The following is a 15,807-nucleotide window of genomic DNA, read 5'->3' as shown; positions in this document are numbered from 1 at the left end:
AGGTTTTCGACCAAAGTAAGGCCGCTTATCCCAGCGCACCAAGGGCCGGGAAGGTTTCGAGAAGCCAGAACGATAGGACCGAGAAACCACCCGTCAGCATCAGCAGGCCAATGGTCCACAGCAACAACCCCATAATGCGCTCGATCTGCTCCATATGCCGCTTCATCCATCCCATCGCGCCGCCAAGTCGCGGCAAGAAGGCGGCGACAAGCAGGAAAGGCAACCCCAACCCGATGGCATAGATGCCAAGCAGTGTAGTACCGCGCACGACCGATGCCTCGGACGCGGCCAGCGACAGGATCGCGCCGAGCTGTGGCCCGATGCACGGTGTCCAGCCAAAGGCGAACGCAAGGCCAAGGACATAGGCACCAAAGGCGCTGCCGCCCCTGTCACCTGCGTCCATCCGTGCTTCGCGGTCCAGAAAACCGATGCGGTAGACCCCGATAAAATGCGCGCCGAAAATCATCACGACGATCCCGGCGAAAGTATTGAGCCACCCCTGATACTGCAAGAACAGGCTCCCGATGGCCGACGCCGCGAAGCCCAGGAAGATGAATACCGTCGACAGCCCAAGCACGAAGAACAACGCGGCGGTCATAACCTTGCTACGACCAGCACGCGCCTGCGAAATATCTCCGATGGACACCCCGCTCATATACGCCAGATAAGGCGGCACGATCGGCAGCACGCAGGGCGACAGAAAGCTGATGATCCCCGCAACCAGGGCAACGGTCATGGCGGGCAAAAGGCTCGCGTCGATAAGGTCGATTCCAAACATGCCACACTGCTATACGCTGCACGCGGCAACGTCACCTGCTTGGGCGGTCACAAGAGTGTGGACAGGATGTAACAAGCATCCTACGTACGGGGTATGACCCATGATCTTGATGCCACCGGGCTTTTATGTCCGCTTCCGGTTCTCAAGGCGCGCAAGCGACTGCAGGCGCTGGGCGCCGGAGAACGTCTGCGGATGCGCGCGGACGATCCTGCTGCAATTATCGACGTGCCGCACTTTTGCGCGCAAAGCGGTCACTCGCTTATCGAGACGTCGCAAGAAGGCGAAGTGCAGATATATCTGATCGAAAAATGAGCCTAGACGGTCTTTACCATTGAACAAAAAAGGCAGGCCGCGATGGCCTGCCTTTCCTTTTGTCGTGCAACGATCCGATCTAGCGGCTGCCGAGAGACCACCAGCCCTTGCGGCGTGGCTTTTCCGACTTTGCGGTGTCGAGCTCGGCCTGCGATTCTGACGTTTCCTCGGGTGCACTTGCTGCGGTCGGGACTGCAACAGGCTCCGCGAGCGAGGGCTCTTCCTGTCGCGGCGTGTCCGGCGTTTCTGCCGCCGGTGTATCGTCAGGTTTCTGCGGCGCCTCTGGCACTGGTGCCCCATCTGACGCCGCCTCTTCAGACACCTCGACGCTTTTCTCAGGAGCGACCGGCGCATCTGCCTCCGGCTGTGTCACGGGAGCATCTTGCGCCTCCATCGCGACGGGCGTCTCTTCCGGTGCCTTCTCCACCTTCGCCTTCGGCTTGCGCGGTGCCCGCTTGCGCTTTGGTTTCTCCACAGGTTCGGCTGGGGCTTCGGCAGGCTCTTCGGATGCATCTGTCGATACGACCGCGTCCTCGCTGTTGGCTTCTGCCGCTTCTTCCTTCGGCTTGCTGCCGCGCGACCGTGACCGGCTGCGCGACTTGGGCTTCGGTTTTTCTGTCTCCGCTGCAGGCTCAGCGTCTGTTTCCGCGTCTTTCACAGCGGATTGATCCGATTTCGCGTCCTCTGATGATTCGTCGGAATCGTTCTCGTTGCCAGTGTACTCTTCGCTGCCATTCGACTTGCCGCCGCGACTCCGCCGCCGCCGCCGGCGCTTGCGCTTTGGCTTGTCGTCGGTATCTTCGCGGTCGGTGTCGGACGACGCGGCCTGCGCTTCGTGCGCCTGTGCGGCTGCTTCGTCCTCGTCCGCCTGCGCCGCTTCGGCTTCGTCGATCTGATCCATCAGGGATGTGTCGACGGACACCACATGTGCGGCAACCGGGGCAACGACGCGCGTCGCTGTCTTGAATTTCTCCAGCGAGAAATCAGGGCTCACCAGATGCGGATCACCTTCCACGCGGACGCTCAGACCATAACGGATTTCGATGTTCGCGATATGCTCACGCTTCTGGTTCATCAGGAAGTTCGCGATACCCACCGGCGCCTTGATCAGCACCTCCCGCGAGCGGTTGCGCGTGCCTTCCTCTTCGATGCTGCGCAGGATCGCGAGGGCAAGATTGTCGTCCGACCGGATCAGACCGGTGCCGTGACACGCCTGACACGGCTGTGTCGTTGCTTCGATCATACCGGGACGCAAACGCTGGCGGCTCATCTCCATCAGGCCAAAGCCCGAAATGCGGCCGATCTGGATGCGCGCGCGGTCGGTCTTGAGCTTGTCTTTCATCCGCTTTTCGACGGACGCGTTGTTCTTGCGTTCGTCCATGTCGATGAAGTCGATCACGATCAGGCCCGCGAGATCGCGTAGACGGACCTGACGCGCCACCTCGTCGGCCGCTTCGAGGTTGGTCTTGAGCGCGGTCTGCTCGATGGACCCCTCTTTGGTCGCCCGGCCCGAGTTCACGTCGACAGCCACCAACGCTTCGGTGACACCGATCACGATATAGCCGCCCGACGGCAACTGCACCGTGGGGTTGAACATGCCGGACAGGTACGATTCCACCTGATAGCGCGCGAACAGCGGCATCTGGTCTTCATAGCGCTTCACGTTCTTCGCGTGCGACGGCATGATCATCTTCATGAAGTCCTTGGCGATCCGGTAGCCGCGCTCGCCCTCGACGAATACCTCGTCGATGTCGCGGTTATACAGATCGCGGATCGACCGTTTGATCAGATCGCCTTCTTCATAGATTTTTGCGGGCGCGATGGATTTCAACGTCAACTCGCGAATTTGCTCCCACAAACGTTGAAGGTATTCATAGTCGCGTTTGATTTCGGCCTTCGTCCGTTTGGCCCCGGCGGTGCGTACGATCAGACCGGCGCCGCGTGGCACCTTGATCTCGTTCGCGATCTCCTTGAGCTTCTTGCGGTCGGCGGCGTTGGTGATCTTGCGGCTGATACCTCCGCCGCGTGCGGTGTTGGGCATCAGGACGCAGTAGCGGCCTGCGAGGCTGAGATAGGTCGTCAGCGCCGCACCCTTGTTGCCGCGCTCTTCCTTGACTACCTGCACCAGCAAAATCTGGCGGACCTTGATGACTTCCTGGATCTTGTAGCGGCGCGGACGCGGTTTGCGTACGGGGCGGATGTCTTCGCTGTCGTCCTCATCGGCGACGGATTCGATGTCGTCATCCTTTTCGGATGCCTCGACCGGATCATCGACATTGTCGTCCGAGCCGTTCTCGTCGTCATCCGCGTCGGGTGTCTCTACGGGCGTCTCGCGCACGCGCTCCATCGGGGACGATGCTTCGTCCTCGCGCACGGCGACCTCTTCCTCGTCGCCCAGATCGACGGTTTCCATGCCCTCGATCTCGGTCGAGGCCTTGGCGTCACCGGTATTGGCTTCCTCGGCCTTGGGCTTGGATCTGCTGCGCGAACGCGAGCGGCGCTTTGGCTTCTGCTCGTCGTCGTCTTTGGCCGCCTGTGCTTCGGCGAATGCACGCTCTTCTTCCAGCAGTGCTTCCCGGTCCGCTACGGGGATCTGGTAATAATCGGGGTGTATCTCGGAGAACGCGAGAAAACCGTGGCGGTTGCCGCCGTAATCCACGAAAGCCGCCTGAAGCGACGGCTCGACGCGCGTTACCTTGGCGAGATAGATATTTCCGGCGAGCTGCCGTTTGTTCTCGGATTCAAAGTCGAACTCCTCAACCTTGTTTCCGTCCACCACCACGACGCGGGTTTCTTCCGCGTGGGTGGCATCGATAAGCATTTTCTTAGGCATAAATCCATTTTGCATACGCGCGACCGCGCGGCCCTCCCGGGAGGAGCGGCACGGTGCGGTGTATGTCTTGTCAGGGCGATTGAAGACGCAGCGTCAGCAGGACCCGGCGGGCCCCACGGTAAACAGCTGGTTGCGTTTGCACGCGTCATCGCGGTTCTTCTCCGATGCGCGCAGCGCCAGTGCCGTGCACAGCCTCCGCCACATCCATTAAAACTGTGTTATCTCAGGCACTTGGCCATTGATTTCCATCAGCGTCTCATAAGCCGTTGCCGGCGTGATCGGTCCGTCGCGGCACGGGGGATCCCGGTGCGACAGCGAAACTCGTATGGCGGTTGTGCCGGACTTGCGTCCGACCCTCGCCCATCCCCCTAGTTAAAAGGAGCGGGCCGGCAAACACAATGGGCAATCTTTCCCCCGGCCCGCAAAAATCATGTCGCTTCCGATGCGGCGCGTGGGAATGGCCCCGCAACAGGCCGCGACATGTTGCCGCCCGCAGAATAAGGCAATAGTGTCAGTCCGTACGGCAAACCACTGCTGCTTATGAGGAGAAAATATGCGATACATTCTGCGCCCCGCCACGTTGCTCTGCGTGGCAACTCTTGCCCTTGCTGCCTGCGACCCGGCAGAGTTCGACTCCGATCCGGCTGTGCGCCGTGACGCACGCGCCAACCGGACCTGTGTGGATGCGGTCGGCAACCAGACAGGAGCCGGCGCGCAGTTGAATACCACACTGCCCATCGTCGAGATCAACCAGTACATCATCGACGTGCCCGCGCTTCAGGAACGCTGGATGTGCCGCACCGACGACGAAGGCACCGCGACCCAGCTTTACAAGATGGGCGGCTGAGCCCTCATGCGCAGGCGGCGGACGCCTGCGCACCCGTATTCTAGCCGCGCACCCGCCTTTTAAAGGTAATCGGACCGCTGAAGCTGGTATTTCGCCATTTTCTCGTTGAGGGTCCGGCGTGGCAGGCACAGCTCGTCCATGACACTGGCTATTGAGCCCTTGTGCCGACGCATCGTGTTGTCGATCAGCATCCGTTCGAACGCTTCCACATATTCCTTGAGCGGCTTGCCTTCGGTGGTCATCACCGGCTGCATTTCCTCATGATCGGACATCAATAGCGATGCAATCGTGCCCGAACCGCGACGCGATTGCAGCACCGCGCGCTCCGCCACGTTGATCAGTTGCCGCACGTTGCCGGGCCAGGGCGCCTGTAGCAGCTGCGCCGCCTCCTGCGCGCTGACCTGCGGGGCGTCGCAGCCGTACTCGTCCGCGAACTGCTCGCTCAGTCGGGTAAACAACGTCAGGATGTCCTCGCCGCGCTGGCGCAGTGGCGGTACGGTAATCCGAAGCGCCGCAAGCCGGTAGAACAGGTCCGAGCGCAAAGCATCTTCGGACGTGCGCCCTGCCTCCTGCAGGTTCGATATCGCGACGATGCGCGTCTCGGCGGGTGTGCCCTGCTCATTGATCGCCGACAATAGCCGTGCCTGAAGCGTTTCCGACAATGCCTCGACATCCTCCAGAACCAGTGTCCCGCCGCGCGCTTCCTCGATCGCGGGCAATTGCGCATCCTCGGGCTGCATCGGGCCGAACAGACGCTTGCGCAACGCGTCTTCCTCGTGCGCAGCACAGCTCACCAGCACGAATTTTTTGCCCGCGCGGCTGCCTACGGCGTGCAGCGCATGCGCCACCAGCGTTTTGCCGGTACCGGTTTCACCATCGATCAGGACATGGCCGTCCGCCTGCCCCAGATCAAGAATATCTTCACGCAGCCGCTCCATCACCGGGCTTTGTCCGATCAGCTTTTTCATCAACTGGCCGCCATCGCTCAATTCACGCCGCAGCGCGCGGTTGTCCATTACCAGCCTGCGTGCCGAGGTCGCCTTTTTGGCAAGCTCGCTCATCCGATCCGGGTTGAACGGTTTTTCCAGAAAATCGAACGCGCCCACACGCATCGCTTCAACCGCCATCGGCACGTCGCCGTGACCGGTGATCATGATCACCGGCAGCGCGCTGTCGCTGCCCATCAGCTTTTTCAGGAACTGCATCCCGTCCATGCCCGGCATCTTGATATCGGAAATGACAATGCCGGGATAATCCGGCCCCAACACCTTGAGCGCGTCTTCCGCGCTGCCGAAGGTTTCGGTGTCATATCCCGACAGCGCCAGCCATTGGCTGATCGACTGGCGCATATCCTTTTCGTCGTCGACAATCGCAATTTTCATCGCCTGGGCCATAATCTACTCCGCTGCCTGTGTCTCTAGTTCGCCGTCAAAGATCGGCAGTTGCATTTCAAATACCGCGCCGCCGTTCTGGCCGTTGCGGGCCGTCAGGCGCCCGCCCAGATCGCTCACGATGCCCGATGAGATGGCAAGGCCGAGACCTACACCATCACCCGGTTGCTTGGTTGTATAGAACGGCTCGAAGAGCGCGTCCAAGTCCTCGATCCCCGGTCCGTTGTCACGCACCGTCAGCGTGGCCGTCTCTCCTGCTGACAGAATGATCTCCACCTTAGGGTTCCGTTCAGATTTGGTGGCGTCGAGCGCATTGCGCAAGAGGTTCACGAGAACCTGTTCGATCCGCATCCGGTCGCCCAGCACCCGCACCGGATCTTCGGGCAAGATACGCACGATCTGCACCTGCCGCTGGCGCAACTGCGGCTCCATCATCGACAGGGACGAGGCCAGAGCGTCACCCATGTTGAACGGCGACAGCGCCTCCTGCCCCTTGCGTGCATAGGATTTGAGCTGCCGCGTGATGGCTCCCATTCGTTCTATCAGATCGTCGATACGCCCGAAAGAGCTGAGCGCCTCTTCGGGCCGGCTACGCCGCAGCAAGAGACGCGCGCCGGCCAGATAGGTCTTCATCGCGGCCAGTGGCTGGTTCAGCTCGTGGCTGACAGCGGCCGACATTTCACCCAGTGCGGCAAGTTTACTGGATTGCTCAAGGGTCTGCTCGGCCACCGCGAGGGTCTGCTGGACGCGTTTGCGTTCGGCGATTTCGCGCTGCAGCGCAGCATTGAGGGCGCGAAGTTCCGCAGATTCGCGCTGGAACAACGCGGCACGGCCTGCCGTTCGACGACTAAGCGCGTAGAACGTCAAGGCCAGCAGGATAGCAAACCCCATGACTTCGAGCGCGAGTACCCCGTTCACCCGCTCCCGTACGGAGGCGTAGGTTGTATAGGATACCATGCGCCAGCCACGAAAGTTGACCCGGGTTTCGAGCCGCATCACGGCTTCGCCCTGCAGATAGGCATCGGCCGGCAACGCGGTCCAGTCGGCGGTCGCCTGAATGGCCCGTTCTATGGCACTTTGCGGTGTCTGGTTCGCCAAGGCTTCTTCTTCCGTTCTGCCACGCCAGCGCGGCTCGGTGGCCAACAGGATCTCACCGTTGCTGTCAGTGACGATAACCGCATCAGAGATACCGGCCCATGCCCGCTCGAACTTCTTGAGATCGACTTCAGCCGCAATTACGCCGATGGTCGTGCCGCCATTCTGTATGCGCCGCGAATAGAAAAAGCGAAATCCGCCACCGTCCTGCGGTATCACGCTGAAAATCGTCGCATTGGAGCGGATCGCATCGACAAAGTACGGCTCGGATCGGTGCGCTGCGCCGATGCGGCTGCGGTCCGTCGCAGCCACCGTGCGTCCATCCGTGTCCAGCAGCAGCAACGATGCGGCACCGATTTCCTCTACGAAGGAGATCAGACGTTGGGTGGAAAGTGTATAATCCGCGCTCTCCAGCGCGGAGATCAGTGTAGGGTCTCGGCCCAGAAGCTGTGGTACGATGGCATTCTGGCGCAACTCCGCCAACAGGTTGCCGCCATAGAGCGCAATCCTGAGTTCTGCACGGTTGCGCGTTGCCTCGGTAAACCGATCTGTCAGCAATTTGTTGGTGACGGAGATCACGCCGATGGCCAACACTAAAAGCAGGGCAAGTGCTACACGCACCCGCCAGCTGATCGCTGCGGGAAGTCGGGGGCGTACGGTGGAAGGCGTGTCATCCATTGCCGCATCCTATCACGCGGACGCGCCACCTCAAGTCAGGCTGTCGTCAACGCGTTCGTCAATGCGCGGAAGAGCGCCGCTCCATCCGTCCCGCCGTGGCCCGCATCCGCGGCCCGCTCGGGGTGCGGCATCATGCCCAGAACACGGCGATTGGGCGACAGGATACCTGCGATATCGGCCTGCGCCCCGTTGGGATTCTCGGTATAGGTAAAGGCGATACGATCCTCGTCCCTCAGCTGCGCGAGGGTCGAGGGATCGGCAAAATAGTTGCCGTCGTGGTGCGCGATCGGAATGTCGATCACGTCGCCAGCATTGTATCCGGCGGTGAAATCGGAGGCCGAGGTTTCAACCCTGAGACCGACCGTCTTGCAGATATATTTCAGCTCTGCATTGCGCAGCAGCGCCCCCGGAAGCAGCCCGGTTTCTGTCAGCACCTGAAAGCCGTTGCAGATCCCCATGACGTAACCACCGCGCTCTGCGTGGGCGGCAACGGACTTGCAGATCGGTGAATTGGCGGCAATCGCGCCGCAGCGCAGATAATCACCGTAGGAAAACCCGCCCGGCACACCGACGATGTCGATGCCTGTGGGCAACGCGCTGTCCTTGTGCCACACCATCGTGACGTCCGCACCTGCCCGCTCGAACGCGACAGCGAGATCGCGGTCGCAGTTGGAGCCCGGGAAAACGACGACCGCTGCACGCATCAGGACATCTCCACCGAGTAGCTCTCGATTACCGTGTTCGCCAACAGCTTTTCGCACATCCGCTCGACGTCGGCCTGTGTTGCATCATCCGCGAGGTCCAGCTCGATCACCTTGCCCTGGCGCACGCCCTGCACTCCGTCGAACCCCATCGCGCCCAACGCGTGGCGCACTGCCTCGCCCTGCGGATCAAGAACACCTTTCTTCAACATTACATGTACCCGTGCCTTCATGGCAATTCCCCTACAGACTGGTGGGCTGCCCGGCTTCGGTTGGCCCTCAATTCGTGCACCGGCGGTGTCAGTTGATCAGCGTCGGTTTCGTCATCGGCGTCGAGGTCTTGGGCATCACGCCCAACCGCTTGGCCACTTCGGTATAGGCGTCGGTCAAAGACCCCAGATCGCGCCGAAAAACGTCCTTGTCCAGCTTCTGACCGGTCTCGATGTCCCACAAACGGCAACTGTCGGGCGAGATTTCGTCGGCGACGATCAGACGCTGGAAATCGCCGTCATAGACGCGCCCGACCTCGATCTTGAAATCGACCAGCCGGATCCCGACCGCCATCATGACACCCGACAGGAAATCATTGACCCGCAGCGCGAGGCTGAGGATGTCGTCCATGTCCTGCTGGCTGGCCCAGCCGAACGCGGCGATATGCTCTTCGGTGACAAGCGGATCCCCCAGCGCGTCGTCCTTGTAGCAATATTCGACGATCGGGCGCGGCAACTGCGTACCTTCGTCGATGCCCAGACGCTTCGACATGCTGCCGGCGGCGTAGTTGCGCACGATCACTTCGAGCGGAATGATCTCGACCTGACGCACCAGTTGCTCGCGCATGTTGAGCCGTTTGATGAAATGTGTCGGCACGCCGATCTGGTTCAGCCCGGTCATGAAAAATTCCGACAGGCGGTTGTTGAGAACCCCCTTGCCGTCAATCACGTCCTTTTTCTGGGCGTTGAACGCCGTCGCATCATCTTTGAAGTATTGGACGATCGTGCCGGGCTCCGGGCCTTCATAGAGAATCTTTGCTTTGCCTTCATAGATTTTCTTACGGCGGGCCATGGGCATCCCCTGTCTGCGCGCCGCGGGGGAGGTCCCGCGCGCTCTTGCGCCTCTCATAGTCCAACCATGCCGTTGCTGCAAGCGCGCTGCCCGTCCGCTTTTCCGGTCCGATCAGGCAATCGGTCCATGGCTTGCGTAGAGCGCGCGGTTAGCCCACATATAAGATAGATCAATGACGCTCAAAGGAGACAGGGATGAGCCAGTTTAACGAACGCGAAGAGAGCTTCGAGAAGAAATTCGCCCATGATGCCGAGATGCAATTCAAGGCGGAGGCCCGCCGGAACAAGCTGCTGGGTCTGTGGGCTGCTGACCTGATGGGAAAATCCGGCGATGAAGCCATTGAATACGCAAAAGAAGTCGTGAAGGCCGATTTCGAGGAAGCCGGACACGAGGACGTTGTCCGAAAGGTATCCGGGGATCTGGGCGACAAGGCTGACGAGGCGACCATCCGTGCCAAGATGGAAGCGCTGCTGATAGAGGCCAAGGCGCAGTTGATGACCGAACTCAAGTAGTTCGCCGAAACTTAGGCGAATTACCCCAGATCGACGCGCTTTTCGTGAACCGAATGGCGCGTCGTCGCGGGTTCGGGACGCCCGTCGACAGAATGGTGCCGGACGCGAACTCACGGTTGCCGGTGGCCTACCCGATCCTCACCGTCTGCCTGACGGTGCCGCGCTTACGGTCTATCGGACACCTTGAAGCACCGGCACACCGACATTTTCGACACAACAGCGGCTCCCGCGAGGGCCAGGCCGTCCAATGCCGCAGGGATCGCCTTGGCCCAATCTCTCGGTCCCGGTGCCTTTACGGTCAGGACCCCTCATGTTGCGCCTGCACAGCATCGCCTCTGCGAGCACGCGAACGAGTCTCTCAAGGAGGTCGCACAAAAAGTGCATTCTCTCGCATCGCTACCCGATCCGAATATGCTTCATGAACAACATGAAGATTATGAACTTGTTTTAAAAAACACTTCATGAAAGGAGACTGAATTCCTGATGCACGGAGCCGACCCATGACCGATCCGATGACCAAACTGCTCGCCCAGAAAGGTGTGCTGCTCGCCGATGGCGCGACGGGTACCAATTTGTTCAACATGGGGCTGATGTCGGGCGACGCGCCGGAGATGTGGAACACCCAATACCCCGAAAAGATCATCGCGCTCTACAAGGGCGCGGTAAACGCAGGGTCGGATCTGTTCTTGACGAACAGTTTTGGCGCAAATGCCTCCCGCCTGAAACTCCACAGCGCGCAAAAGCGCGTGCATGAACTCAGCCGCGTTGCAGCGGAACTGGGCCGTGAGGTCGCGGACACCGCGGGCCGGACCGTCATCGTCGCCGGATCTGTCGGCCCAACCGGCGAGATCATGGAGCCGGTCGGCACGCTGTCGCATGCACATGCGGTGGAAATGTTCCACGAGACGGCGGACGGGCTCAAGGCGGGCGGTGCCGACATTCTCTGGCTCGAAACGATCTCGGCCCCCGAAGAATACCGCGCCGCCGCCGAAGCCTTCGCGCTCGCAGGGATGCCCTGGGCTGGCACTATGAGCTTTGACACTGCGGGCCGGACCATGATGGGCATGACATCGGCCGGAATGGTCGAGATGGTGGAAGACATCGACAACGCGCCCGCCGCCTTCGGTGCCAACTGCGGTACCGGCGCGTCCGATCTACTGCGCACGGTGCTCGGTTTCACGGCCAAGGGTGCCCAGTTACCAATCATCGCCAAGGGCAATGCGGGGATACCGAAATACCACGATGGTCATATTCACTATGACGGCACGCCCGAATTAATGGGCACCTACGCCGTGATGGCGCGCAACTGTGGTGCCACCATCATCGGTGGATGCTGCGGCACGATGCCAAGCCATCTCGAGAAAATGCGCGAGGCGCTCGACACGACCCCGAAAGGCGCCGCACCCGAGCTTGAAGAGATCGGTGCCGCGCTGGGCGCCTTCTCGTCCGAAAGCGACGGGACCGATGGCGCAGGCCCTGTCCGCAGCCCGCGCCGCGGTCGCAGACGCCCCACCGGCTGAGCGGGCAGCGCAGAATCCGCCCCGGCAAGTCGCCCCCTGCCCGAGGCGTGTCGCAAATGCTCTAGTAAATTGATCAATGTCTGACAAAAGGAAGCGGAGCACAGCCACCGGCCCGCAACGCAAAGGGAAACTCATGTCCGAAGAAGACGATATCATCCTGTCGGAACTCGACGACGACGAACTGGTCCAGCAGATGTTCGACGACCTCTACGACGGGCTCAAGGAAGAGATCCAGGAGGGCGTGACGATCCTGCTTGATCGCGGCTGGTCACCCTACGACATCCTTACAAAGTCGCTCGTTGGCGGCATGACGATCGTAGGCGCCGACTTCCGGGACGGTATCCTGTTCGTCCCCGAGGTACTTCTGGCCGCGAACGCGATGAAGGGCGGAATGGCGATCCTGAAACCGCTGCTGGTCGAAACCGGTGCGCCGCGCGTCGGCAAAATGGTGATCGGGACGGTAAAAGGCGACATTCACGACATCGGCAAGAACCTCGTGTCGATGATGATGGAGGGGGCCGGTTTCGAAGTTGTGGATCTCGGCATCAACAACGCTGTTGAAGCATATCTCGAAGCACTCGAAACAGAAGGTCCCGATATTCTCGGCATGTCCGCACTGTTGACGACGACGATGCCCTACATGAAAGTCGTGATCGACACGCTGGTTGAACAGGGTATCCGCGACGATTACATCGTTCTTGTCGGAGGCGCCCCCCTGAACGCGGAATTCGGCAAGGCGATCGGTGCCGACGCCTACTGCCGCGATGCCGCCGTCGCGGTGGAAACGGCGAAAGAATGGGTGCAGCGCAAGCACAACAGCCCAAACGCCTGACTTCGGGCCGTCAAACGGAAACGGCCCGCTTTCGGCCCAGGGCCTTTTCCAGGCAGGCAGCACTGACTATCTAAGCAGAAAGGAGATCATATGCCGGTATCGACATTTCTCATGCTTATAGGAAGCGTTATCACTGTTTCGGCCCTGACCGTCTGGTTGCTGTCCACAGTCTCACTTCTCGGTTTCGCCGTGCTGCCGCCCGCCCTACTCGGCGCCGCCCTTCTGGCGCACCGATGGATGCGATGACTCCGCTGGATCAACACAGAGCCGCGCAGCCCGACGAGGTGACCAAGACCGCAGGCAATGTGCTGCTGATTGCCTGCGGAGCACTCGCGCGTGAGATTCTGGATCTGAAGGAGGCAAACGGCTGGTCTCATCTGGACCTGACATGCCTGCCTGCCGGCTATCATCTCCATCCTGAAAAGATCACGGCGGCTGTCGAACAAACGGTCAAGGAAAACCGCGCGTCCTACGACACGATCTTCGTCGTCTATGCCGATTGCGGCACCGGCGGCCTGCTCGAAGCCGCCTGTGCAAGGCTCGGCGTCGAGATGATTGCAGGCCCGCACTGCTACAGCTTCTTCGAGGGCAACGACCGCTTCGCCAAGATTAGCGAAGATGAAATCAGAGCCTTCTATCTCACGGATTTTCTCGTCCGCCAGTTCGACGCCTTCATCATCAAACCGATGGGTCTCGACCGCCACCCCGAATTGCGCGAGATGTATTTCGGCAATTACGAAAAGCTGGTCTATCAGGCCCAGACCGACGATCCTGCCCTCACCACCAAAGCCCGCGCCTGTGCACAGCGCCTAGGACTCGCATTTGAACGTCGCTACACCGGTTACGGTGATCTGCACAACACTCTGGCCCGTCTGTAACCTCCTATTTCTTTTGGCTGAAAATATCCTGGGGGAATTGGTCCGCAGGGACCAAGGGGGCAACGCCCCCCGCGCCTCATTCCACTGCGCGTGACGCTGTCTGTCGCACCCGCTCTACCATCGCGGTCAAACCGTTGGATCGCTGCGCAGACAGGTGATCATTCAATCCCAGCCGTCCCAACTCGGCACGCGCATCCACGGCGACAACCTGCTGCGGGGTCAACCCATTGTACAGCAAACGTAATACCGCAATCAAACCCGAAACGATCATCGCATCCGACGCCCCGTCAAAATGCAGTTTGCCATTGCGCATTTCAGAGTGCAGCCATACTTGGCTGGCGCACCCATCGACCTTTGTCGCCGGCACACACAACTCCGGCGCGAGCGGCGTCATAGCCTTGCCCTGGTCGATCACATGGCGATACCGGTCCTCCCAGTCCTCGAGAAACTCGAAATCCTCGACAAGCTCTTCGAATGCAACGGTGGCCATGAAATTCTCCTTTGGATCGTCGGGTGCTTCTGAGGTAGGCGGCGCACCGTCAAACGTCCACCCCCAACCTCTTCCCAAGCCCGCGTGGATGCGGTAGGTCTTGGCAAATACGAATAGTCTCGGCAGGTCCCATGCGCATTCCCCTCTCCGTTCTTCTTGTCGCCGCTCTGACGCTCGGCGGCTGCGCCGTGGTGCGCGACAGTGCCGTCAATCCGTTCAACTGGTTCGGGCGCAGCACTTCGGTGCCGGTTGCGGCTGGGGAACCGGCCGAAGCGACAAACCCCCTGATCCCCCAGCGCACTGGAATTCTATCGCGCCGCGACACCGAAGTTGACGCTTACGTCGGACTGCCCTTCGGCGAAGTGGTGGATATGACGATAGAGAAGATTCCAGAGGGCGCGATCATCCGCGTGACAGGCCGAGCGGCGCGGCAGGGTATCTACGCTGTGCAACTGACACCCGAAGACGAGGATCTGACTCCGATTGACGGCGTGCTCTCGTTCCGCCTCGAAGGTATCGAACCGGCGCGCAACCTGCCGCAGGGCGCGCCGCAGACCCGCGAAGTTGTCGTGGCCAGAAAGGTCACCAACCAGCAGTTGCGCGGTGTGGACACCATCCGGGTCGAGGGGCTGAGCAATGCGCGCGTCGCGCGCCGCTAGCGCACGCCCCGATTGCTAGACAGAAACGACTTTCACATCCGAACCAACCGCTGTCAGCGCGATCTTGCCGTCACACAGGCGCAACGCATCATCGCCAAAGACCTCGCGACGCCATCCAGCCAAGGCTGCAACATCCCGCTGGCCAGCCGCAATCGCATCCAGATCCGCCGCCGAAGCGACGAGCTTGGCTGCGACCGCTTCTTTCTCGGTCTTGGCCTTCAGCAGAACGCGCAGGAGATCCGCCAAGGCTGGATTGACCTGCAGCTTCTCACGGCGCAGATCCGGCTGCGGCAAATCGCCGTTCGGGCAGGCCAGTCCGGCTGCCACCGCTTTGAGAATGCCATCGGCAATCTCGCCCTTGCGCGCGTCCCGCAGCAAGAGCCGCGACCGGCCCAGCTCTTCGTGGTTCTTCGGCTTGTTCGACGCAAGCTCGACGAGTGCGTCGTCCTTGTACACCCGGTTGCGCGGTATGTTCCGCCCTTGCGCGTAATCCTCGCGAAACGCCGCCAACTCCCGCACGATTGCTAGAAACCGGCCCGAGTTCGTGCGCGTCTTTACCCTCTTCCACGCATCGCGCGGCGCGGTGATGTAGGTGTCGGGCGACGTCAATGTCTCCAACTCTTCGGCGACCCATTTGGCGCGCCCCGTCTGCTCCAGCTTCTGCGCAAGATATTCATAGATCTGGCGCAGATGCGTCACATCGGCCAGGGCATAGCTTTTCTGTGCTTCGGTCAGCGGGCGCCGCGACCAATCGGTAAAACGCGACGTCTTGTCGACAGGCTCCTTCGCAATCTTGCGCACCAGCGTTTCATACCCCGCCTGTTCGCCAAAGCCGCAAACCATCGCGGCGACCTGCGTGTCGAACAGGGGTTCCGGAAAAACCTGAGCATCGATAAAGAAAATCTCCAGATCCTGCCGCGCTGCGTGAAACACCTTGACGACCGATGTGTCGCGGAACAACGCGTAGAGCGGCTCCAGCGATATTCCCTCTGCCAGCGGATCGACCAGAACCGCGCCGCTGTCGTCCTTGCCCGGCATCGCCAACTGGACGAGACATAGTTTGGAATAATACGTCCGCTCACGCAGAAACTCGGTATCGACTGTAACGAAGGGGTGTGTGGCGGCTTGGCTGCAGTAATCGTGCAATTCCGAGGTCGTGGTGATTGTGCGCATGTGTCATTTTTCCTTGGCTCACCCAAGCGGTACAGAAACCGCAGAA

The 15,807-nt window shown here is 60.7% G+C and carries 16 protein-coding genes; 7 read left to right on the top strand and 9 right to left on the bottom strand.

Annotated features, from left to right (window positions below):
• Positions 1 to 25: 25 nt before the first annotated feature.
• Positions 26 to 778 carry a cytochrome c biogenesis protein CcdA gene (locus Q1A06_RS03815; RefSeq protein WP_299558790.1) on the bottom strand — a complete coding sequence of 251 codons (753 nt, stop codon included), beginning with the start codon at positions 776 to 778 and terminating at the stop codon, positions 26 to 28.
• 93 nt (positions 779 to 871) lie between these two features.
• Between Q1A06_RS03815 and Q1A06_RS03810 the strand changes: the two genes are divergently transcribed.
• Positions 872 to 1,090: a sulfurtransferase TusA family protein gene (locus Q1A06_RS03810; protein WP_299558789.1), complete on the top strand. Its 219-nt coding sequence runs from the start codon at positions 872 to 874 to the stop codon at positions 1,088 to 1,090.
• Between the two features lie 79 nt (positions 1,091 to 1,169).
• Here the strand turns inward: Q1A06_RS03810 and Q1A06_RS03805 are convergent, their stop codons facing one another.
• Entirely contained in the window at positions 1,170 to 3,923 is a 2,754-nt protein-coding gene (locus tag Q1A06_RS03805) for a ribonuclease E/G (protein ID WP_299558788.1), read from the bottom strand.
• 553 nt (positions 3,924 to 4,476) lie between these two features.
• Between Q1A06_RS03805 and Q1A06_RS03800 the strand changes: the two genes are divergently transcribed.
• A complete protein-coding gene (locus Q1A06_RS03800) occupies positions 4,477 to 4,770 on the top strand; it encodes a hypothetical protein (RefSeq protein WP_299558786.1) in 294 nt (97 codons plus the stop codon).
• A gap of 59 nt (positions 4,771 to 4,829) precedes the next feature.
• Here the strand turns inward: Q1A06_RS03800 and Q1A06_RS03795 are convergent, their stop codons facing one another.
• The 5 genes from Q1A06_RS03795 to purC all read right to left on the bottom strand — a co-directional run bounded on the left by Q1A06_RS03795 (position 4,830) and on the right by purC (position 9,697).
• Positions 4,830 to 6,164, bottom strand: coding sequence for a sigma-54 dependent transcriptional regulator (locus tag Q1A06_RS03795; protein ID WP_299558784.1), 1,335 nt, complete (start codon positions 6,162 to 6,164; stop codon positions 4,830 to 4,832).
• Between the two features lie 3 nt (positions 6,165 to 6,167).
• A complete protein-coding gene (locus Q1A06_RS03790; protein WP_299558782.1) occupies positions 6,168 to 7,934 on the bottom strand; it encodes an ATP-binding protein in 1,767 nt (588 codons plus the stop codon).
• Between the two features lie 35 nt (positions 7,935 to 7,969).
• A complete protein-coding gene (gene purQ, locus Q1A06_RS03785) occupies positions 7,970 to 8,638 on the bottom strand; it encodes a phosphoribosylformylglycinamidine synthase subunit PurQ (RefSeq protein WP_299558780.1) in 669 nt (222 codons plus the stop codon).
• Positions 8,638 to 8,868, bottom strand: a complete 231-nt coding sequence (gene purS, locus Q1A06_RS03780) for a phosphoribosylformylglycinamidine synthase subunit PurS (RefSeq protein ID WP_299558778.1) — start codon at positions 8,866 to 8,868, stop codon at positions 8,638 to 8,640. Before purS ends, purQ begins: the two co-directional genes overlap by 1 nt.
• 67 nt (positions 8,869 to 8,935) lie before the next feature.
• Complete coding sequence (purC, locus tag Q1A06_RS03775) at positions 8,936 to 9,697, bottom strand: phosphoribosylaminoimidazolesuccinocarboxamide synthase (RefSeq protein ID WP_299558775.1); 762 nt, start codon at positions 9,695 to 9,697, stop codon at positions 8,936 to 8,938.
• A gap of 194 nt (positions 9,698 to 9,891) precedes the next feature.
• Here purC and Q1A06_RS03770 point away from each other — a divergent pair, with 194 nt between their 5' ends.
• The 4 genes from Q1A06_RS03770 (at position 9,892) to Q1A06_RS03755 (ending at position 13,439) form a co-directional block, all read left to right on the top strand.
• Complete coding sequence (locus Q1A06_RS03770; protein ID WP_299558773.1) at positions 9,892 to 10,209, top strand: DUF1476 domain-containing protein; 318 nt, start codon at positions 9,892 to 9,894, stop codon at positions 10,207 to 10,209.
• Positions 10,210 to 10,709: 500 nt separating this feature from the next.
• Positions 10,710 to 11,729: a betaine--homocysteine S-methyltransferase gene (gene bmt, locus Q1A06_RS03765; RefSeq protein WP_299558771.1), complete on the top strand. Its 1,020-nt coding sequence runs from the start codon at positions 10,710 to 10,712 to the stop codon at positions 11,727 to 11,729.
• A gap of 133 nt (positions 11,730 to 11,862) precedes the next feature.
• Entirely contained in the window at positions 11,863 to 12,561 is a 699-nt protein-coding gene (locus tag Q1A06_RS03760; protein WP_299558769.1) for a B12-binding domain-containing protein, read from the top strand.
• A 242-nt stretch (positions 12,562 to 12,803) separates the two neighbouring features.
• Positions 12,804 to 13,439: a DUF1638 domain-containing protein gene (locus Q1A06_RS03755; protein ID WP_299558870.1), complete on the top strand. Its 636-nt coding sequence runs from the start codon at positions 12,804 to 12,806 to the stop codon at positions 13,437 to 13,439.
• A gap of 76 nt (positions 13,440 to 13,515) precedes the next feature.
• Here Q1A06_RS03755 and Q1A06_RS03750 read toward each other — a convergent pair whose 3' ends face one another.
• Positions 13,516 to 13,929: a SufE family protein gene (locus Q1A06_RS03750; RefSeq protein WP_299558767.1), complete on the bottom strand. Its 414-nt coding sequence runs from the start codon at positions 13,927 to 13,929 to the stop codon at positions 13,516 to 13,518.
• 131 nt (positions 13,930 to 14,060) lie between these two features.
• On the opposite strand from Q1A06_RS03750, the gene Q1A06_RS03745 reads away from it, so the two are divergent.
• Positions 14,061 to 14,588 carry a hypothetical protein gene (locus Q1A06_RS03745; RefSeq protein ID WP_299558765.1) on the top strand — a complete coding sequence of 176 codons (528 nt, stop codon included), beginning with the start codon at positions 14,061 to 14,063 and terminating at the stop codon, positions 14,586 to 14,588.
• A gap of 15 nt (positions 14,589 to 14,603) precedes the next feature.
• Here the strand turns inward: Q1A06_RS03745 and rnd are convergent, their stop codons facing one another.
• Entirely contained in the window at positions 14,604 to 15,761 is a 1,158-nt protein-coding gene (gene rnd / locus Q1A06_RS03740) for a ribonuclease D (protein WP_299558763.1), read from the bottom strand.
• Positions 15,762 to 15,807: the final 46 nt, after the last annotated feature.

The organism is uncultured Sulfitobacter sp., from assembly GCF_947497275.1.
In the GTDB taxonomy this organism is placed as follows: Bacteria; Pseudomonadota; Alphaproteobacteria; order Rhodobacterales; family Rhodobacteraceae; genus Sulfitobacter.
This window is presented reverse-complemented; position numbering and strand designations above follow the sequence as displayed.